Annotated in this window: 16 protein-coding genes; 8 read left to right on the forward strand and 8 right to left on the reverse strand. The window is 50.4% G+C overall.

The genetic code is table 11. From position 1 onward, the window contains the following. Positions 1–254 precede the first annotated feature (254 nt). The 8 genes from Q4A14_RS06545 to leuS form a co-directional block, all read right to left on the reverse strand. Complete coding sequence (locus Q4A14_RS06545) at positions 255–4613, reverse strand: lamin tail domain-containing protein (protein ID WP_303170866.1); 4359 nt, start codon at positions 4611–4613, stop codon at positions 255–257. Between the two features lie 27 nt (positions 4614–4640). Next, a complete protein-coding gene (gene dgt / locus Q4A14_RS06550) occupies positions 4641–5966 on the reverse strand; it encodes a dGTP triphosphohydrolase (RefSeq protein ID WP_303170886.1) in 1326 nt (441 codons plus the stop codon). A gap of 11 nt (positions 5967–5977) precedes the next feature. Next, positions 5978–6679 carry a Sir2 family NAD-dependent protein deacetylase gene (locus Q4A14_RS06555; protein WP_303170867.1) on the reverse strand — a complete coding sequence of 234 codons (702 nt, stop codon included), beginning with the start codon at positions 6677–6679 and terminating at the stop codon, positions 5978–5980. An 811-nt stretch (positions 6680–7490) separates the two neighbouring features. Beyond that, positions 7491–7730 (reverse strand): exodeoxyribonuclease VII small subunit, encoded by a 240-nt coding sequence (gene xseB / locus Q4A14_RS06560; RefSeq protein ID WP_303170869.1) that lies wholly within the window; start codon positions 7728–7730, stop codon positions 7491–7493. A gap of 21 nt (positions 7731–7751) precedes the next feature. Next, the gene (gene xseA / locus Q4A14_RS06565) at positions 7752–9221 is read right to left on the reverse strand and encodes an exodeoxyribonuclease VII large subunit (protein WP_303170871.1); all 1470 of its coding nucleotides are present in this window, start codon (positions 9219–9221) and stop codon (positions 7752–7754) included. A gap of 209 nt (positions 9222–9430) precedes the next feature. Then, positions 9431–10018 carry a non-canonical purine NTP diphosphatase gene (locus tag Q4A14_RS06570; RefSeq protein ID WP_303170887.1) on the reverse strand — a complete coding sequence of 196 codons (588 nt, stop codon included), beginning with the start codon at positions 10016–10018 and terminating at the stop codon, positions 9431–9433. Then, the gene (locus tag Q4A14_RS06575; protein WP_303170872.1) at positions 10018–10902 is read right to left on the reverse strand and encodes a YitT family protein; all 885 of its coding nucleotides are present in this window, start codon (positions 10900–10902) and stop codon (positions 10018–10020) included. The genes Q4A14_RS06570 and Q4A14_RS06575 overlap by 1 nt, the downstream gene beginning before the upstream one ends. Positions 10903–10943: 41 nt before the next feature. Further along, entirely contained in the window at positions 10944–13724 is a 2781-nt protein-coding gene (gene leuS / locus Q4A14_RS06580) for a leucine--tRNA ligase (protein WP_303170874.1), read from the reverse strand. Between the two features lie 698 nt (positions 13725–14422). On the opposite strand from leuS, the gene Q4A14_RS06585 reads away from it, so the two are divergent. The 8 genes from Q4A14_RS06585 (at position 14423) to Q4A14_RS06620 (ending at position 20793) form a co-directional block, all read left to right on the forward strand. Then, positions 14423–15346: an ABC transporter substrate-binding protein gene (locus tag Q4A14_RS06585; RefSeq protein WP_303170875.1), complete on the forward strand. Its 924-nt coding sequence runs from the start codon at positions 14423–14425 to the stop codon at positions 15344–15346. Between the two features lie 30 nt (positions 15347–15376). Beyond that, positions 15377–16084, forward strand: a complete 708-nt coding sequence (locus Q4A14_RS06590; protein ID WP_303170876.1) for an ABC transporter ATP-binding protein — start codon at positions 15377–15379, stop codon at positions 16082–16084. Next, on the forward strand, positions 16081–16830 hold the full coding sequence (locus Q4A14_RS06595) for an ABC transporter permease (RefSeq protein ID WP_303170877.1): 750 nt from the start codon (positions 16081–16083) through the stop codon (positions 16828–16830). Before Q4A14_RS06590 ends, Q4A14_RS06595 begins: the two co-directional genes overlap by 4 nt. Positions 16831–16873: 43 nt before the next feature. Further along, a complete protein-coding gene (locus Q4A14_RS06600; protein ID WP_303170878.1) occupies positions 16874–17899 on the forward strand; it encodes a porin in 1026 nt (341 codons plus the stop codon). Positions 17900–18138: 239 nt separating this feature from the next. Further along, the gene (pnuC, locus tag Q4A14_RS06605; RefSeq protein ID WP_303170879.1) at positions 18139–18717 is read left to right on the forward strand and encodes a nicotinamide riboside transporter PnuC; all 579 of its coding nucleotides are present in this window, start codon (positions 18139–18141) and stop codon (positions 18715–18717) included. Further along, positions 18714–19403 (forward strand): thiamine diphosphokinase, encoded by a 690-nt coding sequence (locus Q4A14_RS06610; protein ID WP_303170881.1) that lies wholly within the window; start codon positions 18714–18716, stop codon positions 19401–19403. Before pnuC ends, Q4A14_RS06610 begins: the two co-directional genes overlap by 4 nt. Continuing rightward, positions 19397–20155 (forward strand): YaaA family protein, encoded by a 759-nt coding sequence (locus Q4A14_RS06615; RefSeq protein ID WP_303170883.1) that lies wholly within the window; start codon positions 19397–19399, stop codon positions 20153–20155. Before Q4A14_RS06610 ends, Q4A14_RS06615 begins: the two co-directional genes overlap by 7 nt. Continuing rightward, entirely contained in the window at positions 20155–20793 is a 639-nt protein-coding gene (locus Q4A14_RS06620; protein ID WP_303170884.1) for a ribonuclease H family protein, read from the forward strand. Before Q4A14_RS06615 ends, Q4A14_RS06620 begins: the two co-directional genes overlap by 1 nt. Positions 20794–20977 lie beyond the last annotated feature (184 nt).

The following is a 20977-nucleotide window of genomic DNA, read 5'->3' on the forward strand; positions in this document are numbered from 1 at the left end:
CTCCATTGTTCTTGGTTTTATTTTTTCTTATCTCAAAGTTAAGGACTAATGGGGCGTACACACTTTTTTAGGACAGTATCCTCCCATTCAAACTCCCATAAGCCGGCCGGCCCCAACTTCAGCTCCTTTTAGCCCATCGTAGCCGGATGAAGAAGTAGAAAGCAAGAAATCAACGTGCCTACCTTGATGTTGAAAGGTAGGCACGTTGATTTATCAAGGTAGGCATCTTTTTTCGCTGAGATAAGTAGTGTTGCTTACAGACTCCGGTACAACCACTTGGATTTGTAGAAGAGATCTTGTTGATCGCCCTCTCCTTTGATGCGTACGGAGATGACATAGAGAGCTGTATCCCATTGAAGCACACCTTGCCGGAAGTTCTCGATGAAAGTCAGGCAGGCCTTACCCTGCTCTACGATAACTCTTTGACCTTTGAGAGTATAGACATCGAGAGTCAGGCGGTCAGCATACCTTTCGCCAAAAGTTTGCAACGCCTCGTAGTCCAATCGAGGCGAATCCGGCCACTCGAGGCTCTCCTCTTCCTCATCGGTAGGAGGCAAGCCATGTACCGAATTGACCCGTCCCGGGGTGCCGCCCCTACTCTCCTTGAGAGCCTTTCGCCAGGTCTCGGCCTTGGTGCCGTCGAGGTGAGGAGCTCTCCTCTCGAGGGACGAACCGATGCGATCTTTCGATGTGTCGCCAAGGTATTGACGGCGATAAATAATGCTGTCAATGATCTCATCCTCAGCATGGCTGACAAGTTCGATCTCGGTGTAGGTCGGACTGACTCCGGGGAAGTCGATGCGCTCTATGAGAGTTTTCGGATCGACATCAGGATAAAGACGCACCAAGGCATCGGGATAAGGCGTGAGTACAACATAGCCCTTGGCCGGCAATGTCTGCGGAGCAGTCACGATGAGCCACTCGGTATGATCGGCATTAGGCTTGTTGCGGTATCGGAGATAAAGATCTTGGAGCCGGACGTCATGATCTGAGGGGTTGTGGAGCTCTATATACTTTTCGCCTGTGCCTGAAGGAGATAAGAGGATTTCGTTGATGACGACCGAAGCCGAAGACACAGATAGGGAAGGCTTCATCTTCGTTGGCCGTGAGGGCGTGCCTCCCTCAGGGGCATCCGATCGCCTCCACTGATCCCCTTTTCCGGTAAAAGATAGGCGTTCGACAGAAGCCTTACCCTTGTCAAAGCCCTTTCCATAGAGAGCGTTCGAATATTTTATCCGATCGGACTCTTCTTCCGTGGTTTTGTTGGTAAGGACGAGCGTGAATGTACCCGACAAAGCAGGGAATTTCTCCATGGCTATCATGCCCTCCAACGGCTCTGCAGGCTGATTGTCAGCCGCAAAAAGGGTCATGTAGGCCTTGGGAAGCAGTTCTGCCTCGGGAAGGGTATAGGCGGTATTTTTGTAACTCAAAGAAAAGGCTTCGAGTGGTAGTGTCCGATCTGTCGGATTGTACAGTTCGATGTATCTGACACCCTCCAACAGCCCATCCTCAGGGGGCGATGCCATGATCTCGGAGAATAGGAGTTGCCCCGATATCGGAGCGGGAGTAGGCTCTGTGGGGACTTCGGGATTGTCTTCTATCTGCTTGACCTCGGGCAATCGCCAGTGCAGTTTCTTTTTCTCATCTTTGGTATATATCGCCGTGAACTTCATCGTGCCGGAAAATACGCCCCTACGGTCGATGCCTATAGGCTCCGCAACGTGGCTCGTCTCTCCCTCTCGGATTGTCAGAGAGAGTCCCTTTCGAGTATTTGTGATAGTAATAGCGATATTTCCCCACGTAGAGGATGGATCACGAAGAGCAATCTCTTGGAGGACAGAGATCTTGGCAGGAGATGAACCTTTAGTGAGCTCCTTACACAACTGAATGGTCGAACCGGTCGAATTGGGACGGACAAAATAGTTAACCGATTGTTGCTCTTGAGTGTAAGAGAATAGTTCCCAACGGAAAGTATTGTATCGGGACGGCACACGATCAAAGAGGCAGGTGAGATCGTACTGCCATGCCGTAGGCTCATCTCCGTATTTGTGAGAAATAGCACTCTGAGGGCCGACAGCATTTTTGCTTATGGACAAACGCCCCTCTCTGTACTCAAAATGAGACGCTTGCCCATCCCAACCCTTTATCTCATCGGGAGGAGAAGGGGTGACAGGTGGAGTACCTTCGTCCGGATCATCCTCTATCTGTACCACTTCGGGTAGTCGCCAGTGGAGTTTCTTTTTCTCATCCTTGGTGTACACAGCGGTGAACTTCATCTTACCCGAAAACACACCGAGACGCTCTACTTCGAGGGTCTCAGCAGTATGCGTAGACTCTCCTTCTACAACACTCATCAACAAACCCTTACGCGTATGATTGAGAGTAATCGCAAGCGTAGACCAGGCTGTCGAAGGATCACAAAGGGCTATCTCTTGAAGGACTGAAATTTTGGCAGGGGATGAACCTTTTGTGAACTCCTTGCACAACTGAATGGTCGATCCGGTCGAATTGGGACGGACGAAGTAACTAAGTGTTTGTTGCTCTTGAGTGTAGGAGAACAGTTCCCAACGAAAAGTATTGTATCGGGACGGGATACGCTCGAAAAGGCAGGAGAGTGTGTACCGCCATGCCGTAGGCTCATCTCCGTACGTATGGGAAATAGTACTCTGAGGGCCGACAGCACCCTTATTTATAGACAGACGTCCTCCTCGATACTCGAAATGAGAGACTTGGCCCTCCCAACCGGTAAGTTCATCAGGAGGCGAAGGAGGTACCGGAGGTTGAGCATCCTTATGCACTCTCACCTCGAAAGCAATAGCTTTGACCTCGTTGCCTGCCCTCGTCCGGACTCCTCTCAGCCACAACTTATATGTGTGGTCTGTACGGAGCTTCTTACCCATATCGATAGTGGCACGCTTAGGGTCATCGGGGTCTGAGGTGAGGATAGGAGAAAACCCTCGGCTGGTAGCTTTTGCTTTGGAAAGATCTACCTCTCTGTCGAAAACAACCGTGATGATGCCGTCTTCCGTTGCTGACACAGAAGAGATATGCACTTCTTTATCTTCTGAGGGAGGCTCAGGCACGGGAGGAGTGGGAGCAGGAGGAGCGGGAGGTATGTCGCCCTCTTCTTCTACGACCGTTGGCAGGATCCAGCTTAGTTTGTCTTTTTCTCCCTTGGTAAACTTGGCCGTAAATAGCATCTCACCGGTAAAACCTTCGCTCGCAGACAACGGAATGAGTGCCGAACCTTGTTCAGTTCCGTCACTCTCTCTTGTCCTTATCTGCAGACCGTCTCCATTACGCAGAACGGTGATACCGAGCCTTTTCCACGAATCTTTGGAAGAATGCACAGGTACCGAACCAAGCAAGACCCGCTTGGTGACTTTATTCCCCTTGGTGGCCTCACGGTAAAGTTGAACGGCGGCAGCGTCATTGTCGGGTCTGACGACCAAGGCTTCGGTAGTATTTCCTGCCCTAAAGGAAAAGAGTTGCCAGTAGAAGGTGTTGCGACTCGTGGGAGGTCGCTGCATACGGCTCTCCATATGGAAAGTACGAGGTCTGTCTGCATCACCGTAACGAAGTGCCAATGTTGCCTGACCGGGAGGAGCATCCTTTCGCAACGACAGCTCTCCGTCTTTCAGGACAAACAAAGACAAGTCTCCGGTCCAATCTCCAAAGTCCGATGCCGGAGGCTCTTCGCCATCACCACCGGTCGATATCTCGAACGACAGATCATTGACAAGGACACCCTCTGTCGTGCGTAATCCCTTGACACGCATGGTGTACACTCGCCCCTCAGCAAAGGCTTGATGCAGGTTGATCTCAAACTTTTTCGCATCGTCAGGTAAAGACCTTATCGTCGGAGCAAAGCCATCACACTCTGCAACAGCATCAGTGGTCACCACCTCCTTGTCTACGGTGACAACGACTCTACCGGACGCATCGGGCTCGACAGAAAGAAGTGTCACATCCGTTGTCTCCGTCTCTGTCGATGGTCCTCCTACTCTCGGCAAACGCCAACTCAGACCTTTCTTCTCATTCTTGGTAAACTTGGCGGTGAAGATCATCCGCCTGATGGTCTCACCCTCAATAGGAGGCGTCAGCCACGTGCCCGAGACACTTTTCTTGGGAGATACAAGTCTGAGTCTGAATTCTCTACCTTTCCGATCCACATAGATCTTGAGCCTTTTCCAGTCTCCGAAAGGCTCGGGCACAGACAGTTGGGACAGCCTGCGATCCGTTCCTGAGGGCAATTCGGCATACAGAGAGACCTCTCCACCTTTGGGCGAAGGGGTCACATACAGCCCGTACTCCTCTCCCCCGACACGGTAGGAGATGACTTCCCACTTGAACGTATTTCGACTTGTAGGAGGCTTGTCGAAGTATGTCTCGATAGTATACTCTGCCTCCTCCCCCTGCTCCTCATAGCCCCGGTAAAGCATCGCCGAAGAGCCTTGAGCTCCCTCCGCTATACTGAGGCGATCACCGTGCAGTACAAAAGAACTCACATCACCATACCAACCGGCAACGGTCTGTGCATAGGCCAAGCCTTGCACCTCAGAAAAAAGGACAAGCAGGAGCAACACAAGGATTGCATTTGTTCCAAATTTCATGGTATCCTTTTATGTTACAGACGAGGGTTAAACTGCCGGCAAACTCATACCTGTGAACTTCCGGTAGACATCCAAAGCATACACGTCCGTCATACCCGAGATATAGTCGAGAGCAGTCTGTATCTTGCCATACAGTGAAGTGCGCTCAAGCTCATATTGAGGAGGTATCCTATTGAACCACAGCTTGGAGTAGGCGTGATCGGGATTGAGTTGTGCATCGATAAGGGTCTCCAAGAGGTACTCGAATATCCTAAATCCGGCCAACTCTATATCCAACACCTCCTTGGCGTTGTATATACGCCCGAAGGCGACCGTCCGACAATCCTCATAAGCAAAGCACAGCGGATCGGGCAGGTTGCCCACGAGTGTTCCGTCAAATGTCCCCGAGAGTATCTCGTCTTCATGATCAAGGAAACAGTCCACACAAGCATCGACGAGGACACCTATTGCCGATGATCGGAGGTAAGCGATCCGCTCGTTGATATCCTGCACCTTGGCAAGGATCTTATCGAGGGCAGCCCTGCGCTCGGCATCAAAGAACCCGAACAAAAGTCCCGTCGTCTCGTCATAACTAAGGATCTTCAACTTGAAAGCATCCTCGATGTCCATGATCTGATAGCATATATCATCAGCTGCCTCCACGAGGTAGACGAGCGGATGACGGGCATACACGGGAGGCTCACCTTCGGCAGAGAGTTTCAGCAAACCCAAATGATCGGCGATCTTGGCATAAGACTCCTCTTCGGTCTCGAAAAATCCGAACTTCTTTCCGTTGTAGAGCGAAGTATAGGGATACTTGACGATAGAGGCCAGCGTGCTGTATGTGAGCACAAAACCTCCGTCTCGACGTCCCTTGAAAGCATGGGTCAGCAGGCGGATGGCATTGGCATTTCCCTCAAACTGTGCGAAGTCTTCCCATCGACAACCCTCGGCACGCACTGCAGCTTCCCACTTCCGCCCCTTACCCTCTGTGAAGTACGCGGTTATGGCTCTCTCTCCGGCATGACCGAAAGGGGGATTACCCATATCATGTGCCAGACAAGCCGCAGACACTATCGCTCCGAAGTCGGAGAAGTCGGCCTCCAGGTCGGGATGCCTCTCCTTGACCGAACGACCGACCTGCGTCCCAAGCGAACGCCCGATGCATGACACCTCAAGGCTATGCGTGAGCCTGTTGTGAACGAATATCGTCCCGGGTAGAGGAAAGACTTGTGTTTTGTTTTGCAGTCTCCTGAACGGTGCAGAGAAGATCAACCTGTCGTAGTCCCTCTGGAAGTCGGTGCGTGTGCTTTCTTTGCTCTCATAGTGCTCCAAGCCGAACCTTCTGTCACTGATGAGCTTGTGCCAATCCATCTTTACTCCGCTCATAGTCCCATTTCCTTGAGCTGTTGGACAAAAATCTTCATACCCTCCGAAGCTCCCGCTTTGATATAATGCACCCTCGACCCTGCATTGACATCTTTGGGATCGATGAGGAAGACAGGCGTATTACTCTGTGTATAGTGGATCAGCCCCGAAGCCGGATAGACATTGAGCGAAGTCCCTATGATGAGGAAGATATCGGCGCGTTGGACCTCTCTTGCTCCATCCTTGAGACGAGGCACTTGTTCGCCAAAGAAGACGATAAAAGGTCTGAGCATATGGCCATTTTCGTCCTTATCCTCCATCGTCATCTCCATACGACCCTCAGGAAGAGGGAGCGGACGATAAGGATTGGCTACCGAAGCACACTTGAACAACTCCCCATGCAGGTGGATGATATTTGTCGATCCGGCACGCTCATGCAAGTCATCGACATTTTGAGTCACGATACGCACGTCATAGTCCTTTTCGAGCTCGGCAAGGAGACGGTGCCCTTCGTTGGGCTGCGCCTTGGCACACTCTCTTCGTCTCATATTGTAGAAGTCTATGACAAGCTGAGGGTTGGCACGCAAGGCTTCCGGAGTACAGACCTCTTCGATCTTGTACTTAGCCCACAAGCCGTCGGAGTCTCTGAATGTAGCCAGACCACTCTCGGCACTCATCCCGGCACCTGTGAGCACGGTAAGTATAGGTTTTCGGTTCATAGCAGACAATTTCTATATTTTACTATATAACAAAGATAAAGTATTTTGTGGTCGTAATCCCCAAAACAGCCCCAATCTTCCACAGATCGCACATGGTAGCAAGGCTTCTCTGTCAAAGGATCGGGAAGGGGCAAAAAAAGGTTGTCTAACTTGACATCGCAAGTTAGACAACTTAATTCATCAAGTTAGACTCCTGAATTTCGAGAGATGTACATCTTTTTCTCTGCGGCCTCCTAAAGCGAATCTCATCGGGAAGAAAAAGGCCTCATGATTGGGGGGGATATTTGATGTGGTAAATGGGAAAATCAGGCCCTCTTCAGATGCAAAACGGAAAGAAATGAGCTGAAAATATGGATAAAAAGAGAATTTGAGCAGAAAAAAGTTTTTTTCTCGGGAATATCAAAATTATTCATAATATCCACCCAAATCGACATGGTTAGAGAAGGATATAAAAGCCTCCCAAATCCTCTCTAACAGAGAGATTTCACAGGAATAAAAAGAGATAAGAAAAGACACACAACCAATAACAAATAGACATAAAATTAAGCCAAAAAACTCTCATTATGACACAATCTAAAACCATAACAAATTAAAAAAGACACTTTTTTGACACAAAAACTTTCACAAGTAAAAAATAGTGTTTATATTTGTCATGTGGTTTTTTCATAATAGTATTAGATTTAAGGTTAAACAAAATGGGTTAAGGGATGTCGTGAGACATCCTTTAATCGTAGGGTTAACCAAAGACAGACACGTAGGGCAGTCTCAATGATCTTGAGATTGCCCTCATCTTTTTCCCCCGGTCCGTATATCAGAGGGCTGACAGTCCATCATCTTGGAGATCATCGATGATGTCTCCGACTTCTTTGCTCACTTCGACGATCTTGGACTTGCAGTGCTTGATGAGAGCAGCTGCACGGCGACTCTCTGCGATGATTTGGTCGATGGGGAGTTTTTCGTTTTCGAGCCTGTTGAGGATCGCTTCGGATTCCTGAAGAGCCTCATCATAGGTAAGAGTGGAGATGTCTCGAGACTTGTCTTTCTTAGCCATAATTACTTATATATCTGTTGGTTATTTTTCTTTGCTTATATCTTGGATCTCTGCTGTTGCCACACCATCGGGAAGTAAGATAGAAACCTCTGCGCCCTGCGAAAGGTCGGCAGTGGAGGTCACAGGCCTGCCCTCTCGAAGTACAGGAAGAAATCCCCTCTGCATGATATGTGTCGGATCGTATGTCCTGATGACCTTGTCGAGACTATCGATGTGGCGCAGCTCATTGGCAGGAAGAGGTCGCAGAAGAGTCATGAGTCGGAGCTTGTGTTGCTCGGGATAATGAGAGGTTTTGTCAAGGAGTTGCCTCAAGGAGAGAGACAGACGATGTCGCTTGTTGTGGAGCGTGTTTGTCTCGTTGGCAAGATGTCGGTGGAGCCCTCTATTGAGCGTATGCACAAGAGTATGGATACGATTTTCGGACTGAGAGACAAGCCTGCGGAGAGGGAGAAAGAGGTTGTTGGAAAGGGCTTGAAGCCGTTGTGCTTCGTCAAGCGTGAGACGATAGAGGTGTTGGCGCAGACGGGTCCGGAGAAAGGAGATCGAGCGCTCCACCCCATCAACGGAGTTCTTGAGTAGTGTCTGCAGGCGAGCCTCGACATCCGTAAGCCGTCCGAGAGCCTCCTCCACACGACGGATGATATACTCTGCCAGTGCCGTGGGTGTTTTGAGTCTCGTGTGAGCGACAAGGTCTGCCACGGACTCGTCTCTCTCATGACCTATACCGGTGAGGACGGGTAAGGGAAATTGGGCAAGGTGCGCACACAGTTCGTAATCGTCAAAAGCACTGAGATCAAGTCTGCTACCTCCTCCACGGAGGACAAGGACGGCATCAAAATCCTTAGGATGCTCCATGATCTCATCCAAAGCAGAGAGGATCGAGGGTGTAGTCTGAGTGCCCTGCATGATAGCAGGAAAGAGTGTGATATGAAGGTAGTCGCTGATAGCGCTCTGCTCTATCTGCCGGCAGAAGTCGCCCCACCCTGCCGCTGTATCTGATGAAATGACGGCAAGCCGAAGAGGAAGGAGGGGCAAGGAGAGGGAGCGGTTCATATCAAAAACGCCTTCACTCTGCAGTCTCTCTATGGCAAGCCTCTTGAGGACTTCGAGATTGCCGAGTGTATACTCCGCATTGATGCCGAGGATCGTAAGTGAAAGCCCGTAAAGTGAGGTAAACTCGACCTTGACTTGTAACATGAGTTGCATCCCCTTATCGACCTTACTTCCCGTAGTCCGCTCAAAATCAGCCATGACAGACCTGGCCGTCCCCGCCCAGAGGTTGCCCTGCACCCTGGCAACCATCTTGCCATCCCTCATCTCCCCAAGGGTAAAGTAGTAATGCCCTACTCTACTGTGGCTGATCTCGATGACCTCAGCGATGATCCAATACACCCCACCATAGGTGCTCCTGACCAACTGTTGCACGTGGCTCAGCAGATCGGAAAGCCGGTAGGCTTGTGGCGCTTCGGACTGAATGAGAGGTAGTCCCATGAAATAGTTGTGGGGGTTATCGGGTGGGTACTTATATAGGGAAGGAAAATGACTGCAAACAGTTTCGATACAAACACTGATGCCTCCTTGAGAGGTGCCGTAAAGGTCACTCAAAAAGTCGTCTAACCCGGCATATCAAAGTAAGCACTTAGATTCACCAAAATAGGCACTTCGATATCGACAGCTCTATACTTTTTTCTGTCGTCTTATCAATAGCCGGTAGTGAGGTCTTTAAGGTATGCCGCAAGGGCTTGGATGGCTCTGCCTCGGTGACTCATGCTGTTTTTCTTCTCCGCGGACATCTCCGCAAAGCTCTCCGAACAACCTTCGGGACGGAAGACAGGATCATAGCCGAACCCCTCTACGCCTGAAGGTTCGTACATTATCTCCCCTGCCACCGAACCGTCAAACAGATGTTCTTTGCCGTCTATGATAAGCGAGACAACAGTGCGAAAGCGCGCACAACGGTCAGACTTGTCTTTCATCTCTTCGAGGAGTTTTGCCATATTGGCTTTGGCATCGTGACCCGGCCCTGCATAACGCGCGGAGTAAACTCCGGGGGCTCCATCGAGAGCCTCTACCTCAAGCCCGGTATCATCAGCAAAACAAGCAAGCCCGTGCCGTGCATACACGGTACGGGCTTTGATAGATGCGTTTTCCTCAAGGGTTGTTCCGTTTTCCTCGATCTCTTCGAAGTCTTGGAGATCCTTGAGAGACACGACGTCCACAAGAGTGCCGAGGATAGCTCTCACCTCATTCAGTTTGTGATCGTTATGTGTTGCAAAGACAAGTTTCATCATTTATCCTTGATGCTTTGTAGAGGTTCAAATCCACGGCCATAAGCGCCTCTGACGAGACTCTGAGAGATAAATGCTTCGGGGTCGACAGACTTGATAGCACGGAAGATCATAGTAGACTCAGACTTCTTAGCTATGACCATCACAAGTTTTTGCTTCTCACCTGTAAATGCTCCCTCAGCTTCGATGAAAGTACAACCTCTGTTGAGTTCGCTCATGATGGTATCAGCCACTTCTTTGTGCTTCTTTGTGTTGATGAAGAACTGCACGCTCTGACGATAACCGTTGAGGTAGTAGTCCACAGTGAGGTTCACAACGATGACTTCCACGAGAGAAAGGATGATCTTGTCTGCGTCTCTGAACAAGTAGTAAGATACACCGAGGATCACAAAGTCTATGAGCATGAGAGCACGGCCGATAGTGACATTGCGGTACTTATTGATGATGGCTGCGACGATATCCGTACCCCCTGTCGATCCATTGACAGAGAAGACCATACCGAGAGACAGACCGCAGAGGATAGCCCCGAGAACAACCGCAAGCACGGGCTGATCAGCCAATAGAGGACCGTGCTTGGCGAAGAAACTTTCGTAGAAAGGAATGGTGAGAGCCAATACAGCCACGCTGTACACGGTCTTGAGAGAAAATCTCCAACCCAAGATGAAGAGAGCCAGGATCACCAGACCTACGTTGATGATGTTGTATGGGTAAGATGCAGGGATCTCAAAAGCCCAACTGATGACAGAAGAGATACCCGCAAGACCACCCGTAGTGATCTTATGAGAGAAGATCAGACCTTGCCACGCAAAGCCATAGAGAAGGATACTGACGAATATAAACGCGTAGTCCTTGATCGCATTAAAAAGATTTCTTTTGGTATTCATTTTTCCTAATAAAGTTGTGTATTTTAAGCCTTTAAATTATTTCAGATGACGATATTGACGATACGTCCCGGCACGACGATCACCTTCTTGGGCGTCTTGTCTCCAAGGGCTTTGAGAGTTTGTTCGTTGGCAAGGACAGTCTCCTCGACCTCCTTAGGAGAGAGGGAAGCTGCAAGCTCGAGTGTGAAGCGCACCTTACCGTTGAAGGAGATCGGGTACTTCACGGAGTTTTCCACCAGGTACTCCTCACAGCACACGGGGTAAGGCTCTGCCGTCACGGTGCTTTCGTGTCCGAGCAAATGCCACAACTCCTCTGCCAAGTGTGGAGCAAAAGGAGAGATGAGGATAGTAAGAGGCTCAAGGATAGCGCGTTTATTGCACTTGAGAGCCTGCAATTCATTGACACAGATCATAAAGGCACTGACACTTGTATTGAAGGAGATACCCTCGATATCGCTACTGATCTTCTTGATCGTCTTGTGCAATGTCTTCAGTTCTTCTGCCGTAGGAGCCTCTTCGGTGACAGAGAACGTGTCCCCGTCAAAGAACAACCCATTGAGTTTTTTCAAAAATCTGTGTACACCGTCTATACCGTTGGTATCCCAAGGCTTGGACTGCTCGAGAGGCCCGAGGAACATCTCATAGAGTCTCAAGGTATCTGCACCGTATCGCTCTATGATATCATCAGGATTGACGACATTGTAGTACGACTTACTCATCTTCTCTACCGCCCAACCACAGACGTACGAACCATCAGCTTCGTATACAAACTCTGCGTCTTTGCGATCAGGTTGAGAGTTGCGGAATGCCTCTATATCCAATTTATCATTGTATACGATATTGACATCCACGTGTATAGGCATCACATCGTACTTGTCTTTGAATCCGAGGGAAACATAAGTATTGGTATCCTTGATACGGTAGACGAAGTTTGAGCGCCCCTGTATCATACCCTGATTGATCAACCTCTTGAAAGGCTCATCTTCACAGATGTAGCCAAGGTCAAACAAAAACTTGTTCCAGAATCTACTGTATATCAAGTGCCCCGTAGCATGCTCCGTACCACCGAGGTAGAGATCCACCGATCTCCAGTACTCATTTTTGTCACGGCCTACGAGGGCTTCATCGTTGTGCGGATCCATATAGCGGAGGAAGTATGCCGAAGACCCTGCAAAACCGGGCATGGTCGATAATTCGAGAGGATAGCCTTCCTCGGTGTGCCAGCCTTCGGCACGTCCGAGAGGGGGCTCGCCAGTCTCTGTCGGCAAGAACTTATCTATCTCAGGTAGGAGAAGCGGTAGTTTGTCCTCCGGAAGGGTATAGGGCATACCCTCCTTATAATATACGGGGAATGGTTCTCCCCAATAACGTTGACGGCTGAAGATAGCATCGCGCAGACGATAGTTCACACGACGTCTGCCGAAACCTTTCTCTTCGAGATGGGCACGCATACGCTCGATAGCCTCATCTACGCTCAAACCGTTGAGGAAGTCGGAATTGATCATTACCCCTTCGTGACTGTCAATCGCGTTCTCCCAATTGGATGTATTTTCATCGAAGTCCTCCCCACCCTTGACCACAGGAATCACAGGCAGATCAAACTTACGCGCAAAGGCGAAGTCTCTTGTGTCGTGCCCGGGGACAGCCATCACTGCACCCGTACCATAGCCGGCAAGGACATAGTCGCTTATCCAGACAGGCACATCGGCACCGGTAACAGGATGCACGGCATAGCCACCGCTGAAGACACCCGTCACAGACTTGTCCATCATACGCTCACGTTCGGTGCGTTTTTTTGTACGCTCGAGATAAGCCTCGACAGCCTCACGCTGTTCGGGCGAAGTCACAAGACTCACATACTCGCTCTCAGGAGCAAGGACCATAAAGGACACGCCGAAAAGTGTATCGGCACGAGTCGTGAAGACCGTCATCACTTCGTCTCTACCCTTGATGGCAAAGTTGACCTCAGCACCCTCGGAGCGACCGATCCAGTTGCGTTGGGTCTCCTTGAGGGCATCGCTCCACTCGAGCTGTTCCAAACTCTTGAGCAGACGATCGGCATAAGCAGAGACACGGAGACACCACTGCATCATACGCTTTTGCTCCACAGGATGTCCTCCACGCACAGAGAGCCCCTCGCTCACTTCGTCATTGGCAAGGACTGTCCCCAACGCAGGACACCAATTCACCATCGTCTCACCGAGATAGGCCAGACGGTAGTTCATCAGCGTGCGGCGACGCTCTTTTTCGTCCATCGCCTGCCAATCCTGAGCGGAGAAGTTGAGCATCTCGCCACAAGCAACATCCAAACCCTCAGTGCCCTTGGCCTCGAAGTGTGCCACAAGGTCGTCTATCGAAAGAGCCTTGTCAGCCTTGTTGTCGTAGTAGGAGTTGAACATCTTGACAAACGCCCACTGTGTCCACTTGTAATACCCGGGATCACACGTGCGTATCTCGCGCTCCCAATCGTAGGAGAAGCCGATGTTGTCCAACTGCTTGCGGTAACGCTCGGTATTCACCTGAGTCGTCACCTCGGGATGCTGTCCCGTGAGGATGGCATACTGCTCGGCAGGCAAGCCATAAGCATCGAAGCCCATGGGGTGCAAGACATTGAACCCCTTGTGACGCATATAACGAGAAATGATATCCGAAGCGATATACCCCAGCGGATGCCCGACATGGAGACCCGCTCCCGATGGGTAGGGGAACATATCGAGGACATAAAACTTTGGTTTAGAGGGATCTTCAGTTACTCTGTAGACATTATTTTCCTTCCAGTAGGACTGCCACTTCTTCTCTATCTCGTTAAATCTGTATTCCATTGCGTCGTTGCTAAATAGGGTTCGATCTCAATTATCGAGCAAAATTACAAAAAAGCATCTGATTACACATTGAGAATCAGGGGAAGAGCGAAGAAAAGTTGGAACAATCAAGATAATCTCCACACAAAAAAGGAGATAAGACCGTCATATGGCTCATACCATACCCGATTTGGCACACACCCGAGCCCCCCCAAAAGGCTCTAAACAGTAGGGCTGAAGGCGGTGTGACATTTTGTCACCTGCACACCGCTCCGCTCCGATCGACACACCCTCATCCTCCACCATGCGGGATCTCCGAAATCGGGGTTCAAAACCACTCTTCTGATGAGCCTCATCGAAGGGCTGAAAAAAAGTCGTCTAACCTTCGTCATCAAGTTAGACAACTTCATTCATCAAGTTAGACACCTGAATTTTGAAGGTTCTACATCTTCTCCTCACACCTTGTCCAAAACACCCCTACCGGACAAGTCGAGACACGAGTGCTCTACTCCATATCAGCTTGGGATTGTCTCGTTCGTCGCAGTAGATAAAAATTGCGGGAGGTCTGTGTCGATGTATGACTGTTGATGAACTGATTGTCAAATCCTTCTTGAAGTAGCGGAGATGTCTGTCGCTCCGTCCCTGCTTTGGGGGAATGATTATAATCCGTAAATTTGTTTATAATTAGCAGGAGCTTATACTCAACAGAAAGAGATATTATGAAATATATTACTCTGATTTTATCGCTGTTTATCTTCGTGGGATGCGCAGGTAAGCAAGGACAGAAGGGGACTTCGGATCTTCCTAAGCTCAAACTCGGAGCGATGTCCTCGGTAGACTATATCCCGTTCGCCGTGGCGGAACGTATGGGGATCAACGACTCACTGGGCTTGGACGTGGAGATCGTGAAGTTTTTCTCCGCCAACGACAGAGATGCAGCATTCAGGACAGGGATCATCGACGGCACGGTCATCGACTTTACCGGAGCGGCTCTCCAGCACGCCAACGGTGTACCTTTGTCTCTCGTGATGAAGCATGACGGACTCTTCGAACTCATTGTCAAAGAGGGGCAAGACCTCTCGTCGCTCAAGGGAAAGAAGATAGCCGTATCTCGCAACACTGTCATCGAGTACGCTACCGACCGTATACTTTCCGAAGCCGGAGTGTCCCGAGCCGACATCACCAAGGTAGAGATCAATAAGATCCCATTGCGTATGGAGATGCTCCTCTCCGGCGGGATAGATGCTTCTGTCTTCCCCGATCCTTTTGCTCTGATAGCCAAAGAGAGGGGCGCAGTCTCTCTTGTGTCTACGGGCTCGCTCGGTTTTCATGTGACGGGAACGATGTTTACAGCCGAGGCCATCAAAACCAAGGGCGAAAGCATCCGTACCCTATTGAAGGCATACAACCTTGCTGTGGACTACATGAGATATCATCCTCGTACCGAGTGGATACATATCCTGACTGAGGATGCAGGATTCCCTCAAGAGGTGGCAGAGCTTGTCCAACTACCGGACTTTACCTATGCCCAACTCCCTGATGCTGCTGATATGCAGGCGACCATAGCATGGCTCAAAGAAAAAGCGCTTGTCCCTGCCGATTATGACAGTGAGGGCTTGGTAGACAAGTCCTTCATCCCCTGATGATCCTCATCGAAGATCGAGAAAAGATATATGAGTAGTCCCGTCCTTATTGAGCATCTGTCGGTCACTTACCGACGCGCGGGCAAGGAGACACAAGCCCTCTCGGAGATCACGTGCAATATCCCCGAGGGCATCGTCTGTGGCATCACAGGACCTTCGGGCTGTGGCAAGTCTACTCTACTTCACCTATTGGCGGGGATCTTGACGGATTATGACGGAAGGGTACTCATAGGAGGCGAAAAGCCCGATCCCCGACGTCTTTCGATAGGGCTTGTACCTCAACACTACGGGCTTTTGCCTTGGAAAACGGCGGGAGACAATATCCTCTTCCCTTTGCAGTTGAGACGACAAGAAGCCGATAGGGACTTCTTTGATAAAGTTGCCGAAGAGCTTGAGATAGACACTCTCATGTCACGCTTTCCGCACGAACTCAGCGGAGGACAGTGTCAGCGCGTAGCCCTCGCAAGGGCCTTTGTCCAAAAGCCTGACATCCTCCTGCTCGACGAAGCCTTCTCCGCTCTTGACATCAATACCGCAGAGAAGAGTCGTCGCCTCTTTGCCAACCTCCAAAGTCTCACCGGTGTGACCACCGTCATGGTGACGCACAACATCGATGAAGCGATCTCCATGTGCGATCATATCATCGTCATGGGAGAAAACCCCGGGCGTATAGTGGCAAGCTACGACACCCCCGATGCTCAGACCATACGTACCCACTTATCAGGCAACGAATCATGAAGCGCATCAGACGTACCATATATCAAATCATCATCGGTGCTGCGCTCATCAATATACTTTGGGCGATTGCAGCCTTGACGCTCGGTACTTCCGCCCTATCCTCTCCTGCCGAGGTCTATGCTGCTCTCCCACGACTCCTCAGCGACAAACTCACCCCACATATATTTGCCAGTCTGTACAGGCTCTTTATCGGGATCCCCATAGCTCTTGTGATGGGCGTCTTTGTGGCATGGGCAATGTACAGATTTCGCAAGGTAAGGCTACTGCTCGGCTCCTTTGTCTACCTGTGCTATCCTATCCCCAAGCTCGCCCTCCTGCCTATCGTGATGATACTTGCGGGCCTCGGGGACGCAGGCAAGATAGTGATGATCGTCCTCATCCTCCTCTTTCAGATCATCGTCAACGTACGAGACAGTATCAACAACATCCCCAAGGAGAGTTTCCTCGTCGCCACCTCTCTCGGGGCTTCGACATTGCAGATATTGAGGCATATCCTCATGCCTGCTACTTTGCCCGAGGTCCTCTCCACCCTCCGCGTAGCCATCGGTACAGCGATCTCTGTACTTTTTGTCACGGAGACTTACGGCACGGACAGAGGGATGGGTTACTTCATCATAGATGCCTGGATGCGCCTGTCTTACGTCGAGATGTACGGAGGTATAGTCGTACTGAGTATTGTGGGCTTCATCCTCTTTTTTCTCACCGACATTGCCGAAGCCTACTTCTGCAGATGGCGCAACGGGTAATTTCCGATCACAGAGTATATAATCAACACAAAATCAAATAAGTATGAAAACAAGAATTTACGCATTTCTGGCACTCGCAAGTATCCTATGCTTCGGCGCCAATGCACAGCAGCAGGAGTCTGCGAAGTCCATGCTTGATCGCATTACGGTAAGAGGATTCGGTATGCTGGGTTATGATCATCACTTCACCGATGGAAATGATATGGGTGGCTTCCACATCCGCCTCTCGGAGATAATTGTCGACGGACGGATCACAGACAGATGGAGCTTCGGTATCACATCACAGTTCAATAACCCCGTCATCCTCAAAGACCTCTACATGGAGTACAAGATCTCCAATGCTTTGCGCATCAAGTTAGGGCAGTTCAAGACCCCTTACTCTCTCGAAAATCAGATCGCTCCGTTCCTCTCCAATCTCATCCCGGGAGCGAGCCACTCGGGGATATTCTTCAACGGCATAGGTATCGACCCTCGCTGCTATGGCATTGCGGGTAGAGACATAGGATTGGAATTCAAAGGAGATATCGTAGACAACAAACTCAGCTACCGCATCATGCTCATGAACGGTCAAGGGATGAATGCCAAGATCGACACCCGCCCGACCACTCATGCAGCATCTCTCAAGATACACCTCAACGACAACCTCTTCCTCTACGGCTCATACATGACAGGGACTCGTCTGGCTCAGAGCGATGCTTTCAGCCTCAAGGCAGGAGAGAAGTACCACCGTACACGTACCGGCCTTGCGCTTTCGGGCGAATACAAGGATCTGCGCTTTGTCGGCGAATGGTTGTGGGGCAAGGATGAGGACATGAAGAGCACGGGCTTTTACCTCACAGGAGCTTATCAGGTAGCTCCGAAGGTCGAACTCATCGCGGCATACGATGGTCTCACTCTCGACACCTCAGACTTCGAGCTCCAAAATGCCTTCACCCTGGGGGCTCAGTACTGGTTTTATGGCAGATGTCGCGCTCAGGTACAGTACCGATTCATCGACAACCCGATAGCGTTCGGAAAGGGCGTCAGCAGCGTGCACGCCATCATGACCCAGTTGCAGTTTGTCTTCTGATCAAAGGCACTCGGAGGGCAGGCATCCAAAGTCCCTCAGTCGATATATTTCATCAAGATCCGGAGTGGTCGCAAAACAGGTAAGGAACTTTCGGTCGGAAGTTCCTTACCTGTTTATCACAAGTTCCTTACCTTGATGATGACCCTTCTTTACCTCGTCTCAGAGCCAATACTCCGCAAGGACTTCCATACCACATCCAAAAATCTTAAATTTGGGGTACTTAATCACAAGACCTATATATGGATACGATACAGATCATAGAGATCGTGGCAGCCGTCATCGGTATATTGTACGTGCTGTTGGAGATCAAGGCAAGCATCTGGCTATGGCCGGTAGGTGTCATCTTGCCGTTTTTCTACATATACATATCTTTTGTCGGAGAGATGTACGGCAATATCTTCGTCAATATCTACTACCTCATCGCAGCGATATGGGGCTGGTGGCTGTGGCACCATCGGCGCAATGAAGCCCCGCAGGAGGACAAGATAGCCTTTGCTCCTCGGCATATAATCCTGTATCTGCTGGGTATTGCGATACCGGGTATAGCTATCCTGACACCCGTCTTTAAGCACTACACGGACAGTCCTTATCCTTTCTGGGACGTGACTGCCACTGTCATTGCATTTGTGGGTATGTGGTTGCTCGCCAAGAAGTATATGGAGAACTGGTACTGCTGGTTTGTCTCCAATGCCATCTTCTGCATCCTCTTTCTTCTCCAGGGATTTTACATCACCTGCGGTTTCTTTGTCATTTACACCGTCATGGCGTTGGTCGGATTTTTCAACTGGCGCAGACTCATGCTTGCTACTGAGAGATGAATACCTGTACTTTTGACTTCAGAGACCGACTGAGCTATACCCCCCAAGCCATAGTACTTGCTCAAGGAGACTATCCCTCCGACGCCGGCTTGAGGAAGATGATCGAAGAGGTCCCTCACCTCATCGTCTGCGATGGAGCAGTCAGGGGCTTGCTCGAACACTCGTCCCGCCGTCCCGATTGTGTCATCGGAGATGGAGACTCGGTGCCCATGGCACGCCTTGAGGAACTGGGTATACCCTTTGTGCACGTACAGAATCAGGATACCAACGACCTCACCAAGGCTATCATGCTCTGTAAGGACAATGGTTGGATGCGTGTCTGTATACTCGGTGGCACAGGACGTCGCGAGGACCATACTCTGGGCAATATCTCGCTCCTCTGTGAGTACCATATGCTCGGGATGGAGGTGAGGATGATGTCGGACTACGGGACATTTTTGCCGTTTGAGGGAGACTGTACGCTCACCGTAGAGGTGGGGCAACAACTCTCTCTCTTCAACCTCGGAGGGGCTCATCTCAGTGCCTCGGGGGTCAAGTACCCATTCGAGCGAACCAACTTTGCCTCCCTTTGGCAGGCAACTCTCAATGAGGCAGTGGTCGAAGAGGTACATCTCTCTGCCGATCGCCTCATACTCATATACATAGCGCAGGAGCGCAAGAACCCTCAAAATACTACCCCATGCTGATACTTATTTCCCCCGCCAAGCTCATGCGTACCGTCGAGGACGCCCTTGTAGAGACGACAAAACCACAGTTTGGACACATCGCCGAGCGTTTTGCTTTTGAAATGAGCGGAAAGAGCATTTCCGATCTTTCGCGAGAACTCAAACTGACACCAAAACTTGCAGAAGAAGTCCACACGACATACCAAAGTTTTGCCCAAGCTCCGGAGACACCCGCCTTTATGGCTTATGACGGTATAGTCTTCAAAAACCTTTCGCCCGAGACCCTCACAGACGAAGAGCGACAGAGGGTAGTCGATCAGTTGCGTATCTGTTCCTTTATGTACGGTCTCCTCAAGCCTTGCGATGCCATACGCTCATATCGTATGGAGGGAGACGTGCGCCTCGAAGCCACCGAGGGCGACACCATCTTCGCTTATTGGCGTGGTACACTGACGGATATCTTGATCGAAGAGGTCAAAGCTCATGGAGGGACTCTCCTTTTCCTCGCAAGCGAAGAGATGAAGCAGCTCTTTGACTGGAAGAGGGTACAACGTGAGGTACGTGTCGTACACCCACTTTTCAAGGTGCGCAAGGACGGCAAGATCAAACAGATCGTTGTCTATACCAAGATGATGCGCGGACAGATGTGTCGTCACGCCGTTGTCCACAAGATGACCGGCACAGATCACGAAATGCGCGCCTATGCCGAGGTCATCGGAGCATCGGAGGTCACTGTGAGCAAGGACGGACTGACCTACACGTATATATTTTGATGAGTAAGAGCGAAAAGAAGTGGTACGTCGTCTGGTCGGGACGTGAGCCGGGTATATACGAGAGTTGGGACGAGTGTAAGCGACAGGTGATAGGGCAGAAGGGCGCAAGGTACAAGTCCTTCAAAGGGATCTCTCGTGCCGAAGCCAACTCTATCCTCTTGGGCGGAGCACCCAAAGTCACCCGACCGAGGAAGAAAGTATCTGCCGACACCTCTGAAGTTCTCTCCCCCATAGATCCCGATGCCATAGCCGTGGATGCGGCTTGCTCGGGCAACCCGGGAGTGATGGAGTACAGAGGGGTGTTGATAGAGACCGGCGATGTCATCTTTCACAGTCAAAAATATACCAAGGGCACCAACAACATCGGCGAATTTCTCGCCATTGTCCATGCCCTTGCCCTCATGGAGCAAAGGAGGTATATAGTACCGATCTACTCCGACAGCAGGACAGCCATATCATGGGTGAAAAACAAGGCTGTAAAGACCACTCTCGCTCGTGATGCCAAAACCGATCTCCTCTGGCAACATATAGACAGAGCCCTCGCCTGGCTCAAGACCCATGATCTCTCGCCCTACACAATCCTCAAGTGGGACACAGAGACAAGAGGGGAGATCCCCGCAGACTTCGGCAGGAAATAGAATAGAGACAGATACTTAAAAAGGAGTCCGTCCCAAAGCCTTTAGATATGACTTTGGGACGGACTCCTTTTTATGCCGCATCGGTCAGTAACGGAAGATCCTTTTTTCAGCACATCAGAACGTGTTCCCTAGGTAGTGTCCGAAAAAGTGTGTAAGGTTAGTTCTCCCTTTTTCCCCTGGGGCA

It is taken from the genome of Porphyromonas sp., assembly GCF_030529325.1.
In the GTDB taxonomy this organism is placed as follows: domain Bacteria; phylum Bacteroidota; class Bacteroidia; order Bacteroidales; family Porphyromonadaceae; genus Porphyromonas_A.

Bases quoted from the DNA above. Each gene is read 5' to 3' on its own strand.
- Q4A14_RS06600 (WP_303170878.1), top strand. From the start codon at position 16,874: ATGAAAACAAGAATTTACGCATTTCTGGCACTCGCAAGTATCCTATGC.
- Q4A14_RS06575 (WP_303170872.1), bottom strand. From the start codon at position 10,902: ATGAATACCAAAAGAAATCTTTTTAATGCGATCAAGGACTACGCGTTT.
- Q4A14_RS06615 (WP_303170883.1), top strand. From the start codon at position 19,397: ATGCTGATACTTATTTCCCCCGCCAAGCTCATGCGTACCGTCGAGGAC.
- Q4A14_RS06595 (WP_303170877.1), top strand. From the start codon at position 16,081: ATGAAGCGCATCAGACGTACCATATATCAAATCATCATCGGTGCTGCG.
- Q4A14_RS06570 (WP_303170887.1), bottom strand. From the start codon at position 10,018: ATGAAACTTGTCTTTGCAACACATAACGATCACAAACTGAATGAGGTG.
- pnuC (WP_303170879.1), top strand. From the start codon at position 18,139: ATGGATACGATACAGATCATAGAGATCGTGGCAGCCGTCATCGGTATA.
- xseA (WP_303170871.1), bottom strand. From the start codon at position 9,221: ATGGGACTACCTCTCATTCAGTCCGAAGCGCCACAAGCCTACCGGCTT.
- dgt (WP_303170886.1), bottom strand. From the start codon at position 5,966: ATGGATTGGCACAAGCTCATCAGTGACAGAAGGTTCGGCTTGGAGCAC.
- Q4A14_RS06555 (WP_303170867.1), bottom strand. From the start codon at position 6,679: ATGAACCGAAAACCTATACTTACCGTGCTCACAGGTGCCGGGATGAGT.
- xseB (WP_303170869.1), bottom strand. From the start codon at position 7,730: ATGGCTAAGAAAGACAAGTCTCGAGACATCTCCACTCTTACCTATGAT.
- Q4A14_RS06620 (WP_303170884.1), top strand. From the start codon at position 20,155: ATGAGTAAGAGCGAAAAGAAGTGGTACGTCGTCTGGTCGGGACGTGAG.
- Q4A14_RS06545 (WP_303170866.1), bottom strand. From the start codon at position 4,613: ATGAAATTTGGAACAAATGCAATCCTTGTGTTGCTCCTGCTTGTCCTT.
- Q4A14_RS06610 (WP_303170881.1), top strand. From the start codon at position 18,714: ATGAATACCTGTACTTTTGACTTCAGAGACCGACTGAGCTATACCCCC.
- Q4A14_RS06590 (WP_303170876.1), top strand. From the start codon at position 15,377: ATGAGTAGTCCCGTCCTTATTGAGCATCTGTCGGTCACTTACCGACGC.
- Q4A14_RS06585 (WP_303170875.1), top strand. From the start codon at position 14,423: ATGAAATATATTACTCTGATTTTATCGCTGTTTATCTTCGTGGGATGC.
- leuS (WP_303170874.1), bottom strand. From the start codon at position 13,724: ATGGAATACAGATTTAACGAGATAGAGAAGAAGTGGCAGTCCTACTGG.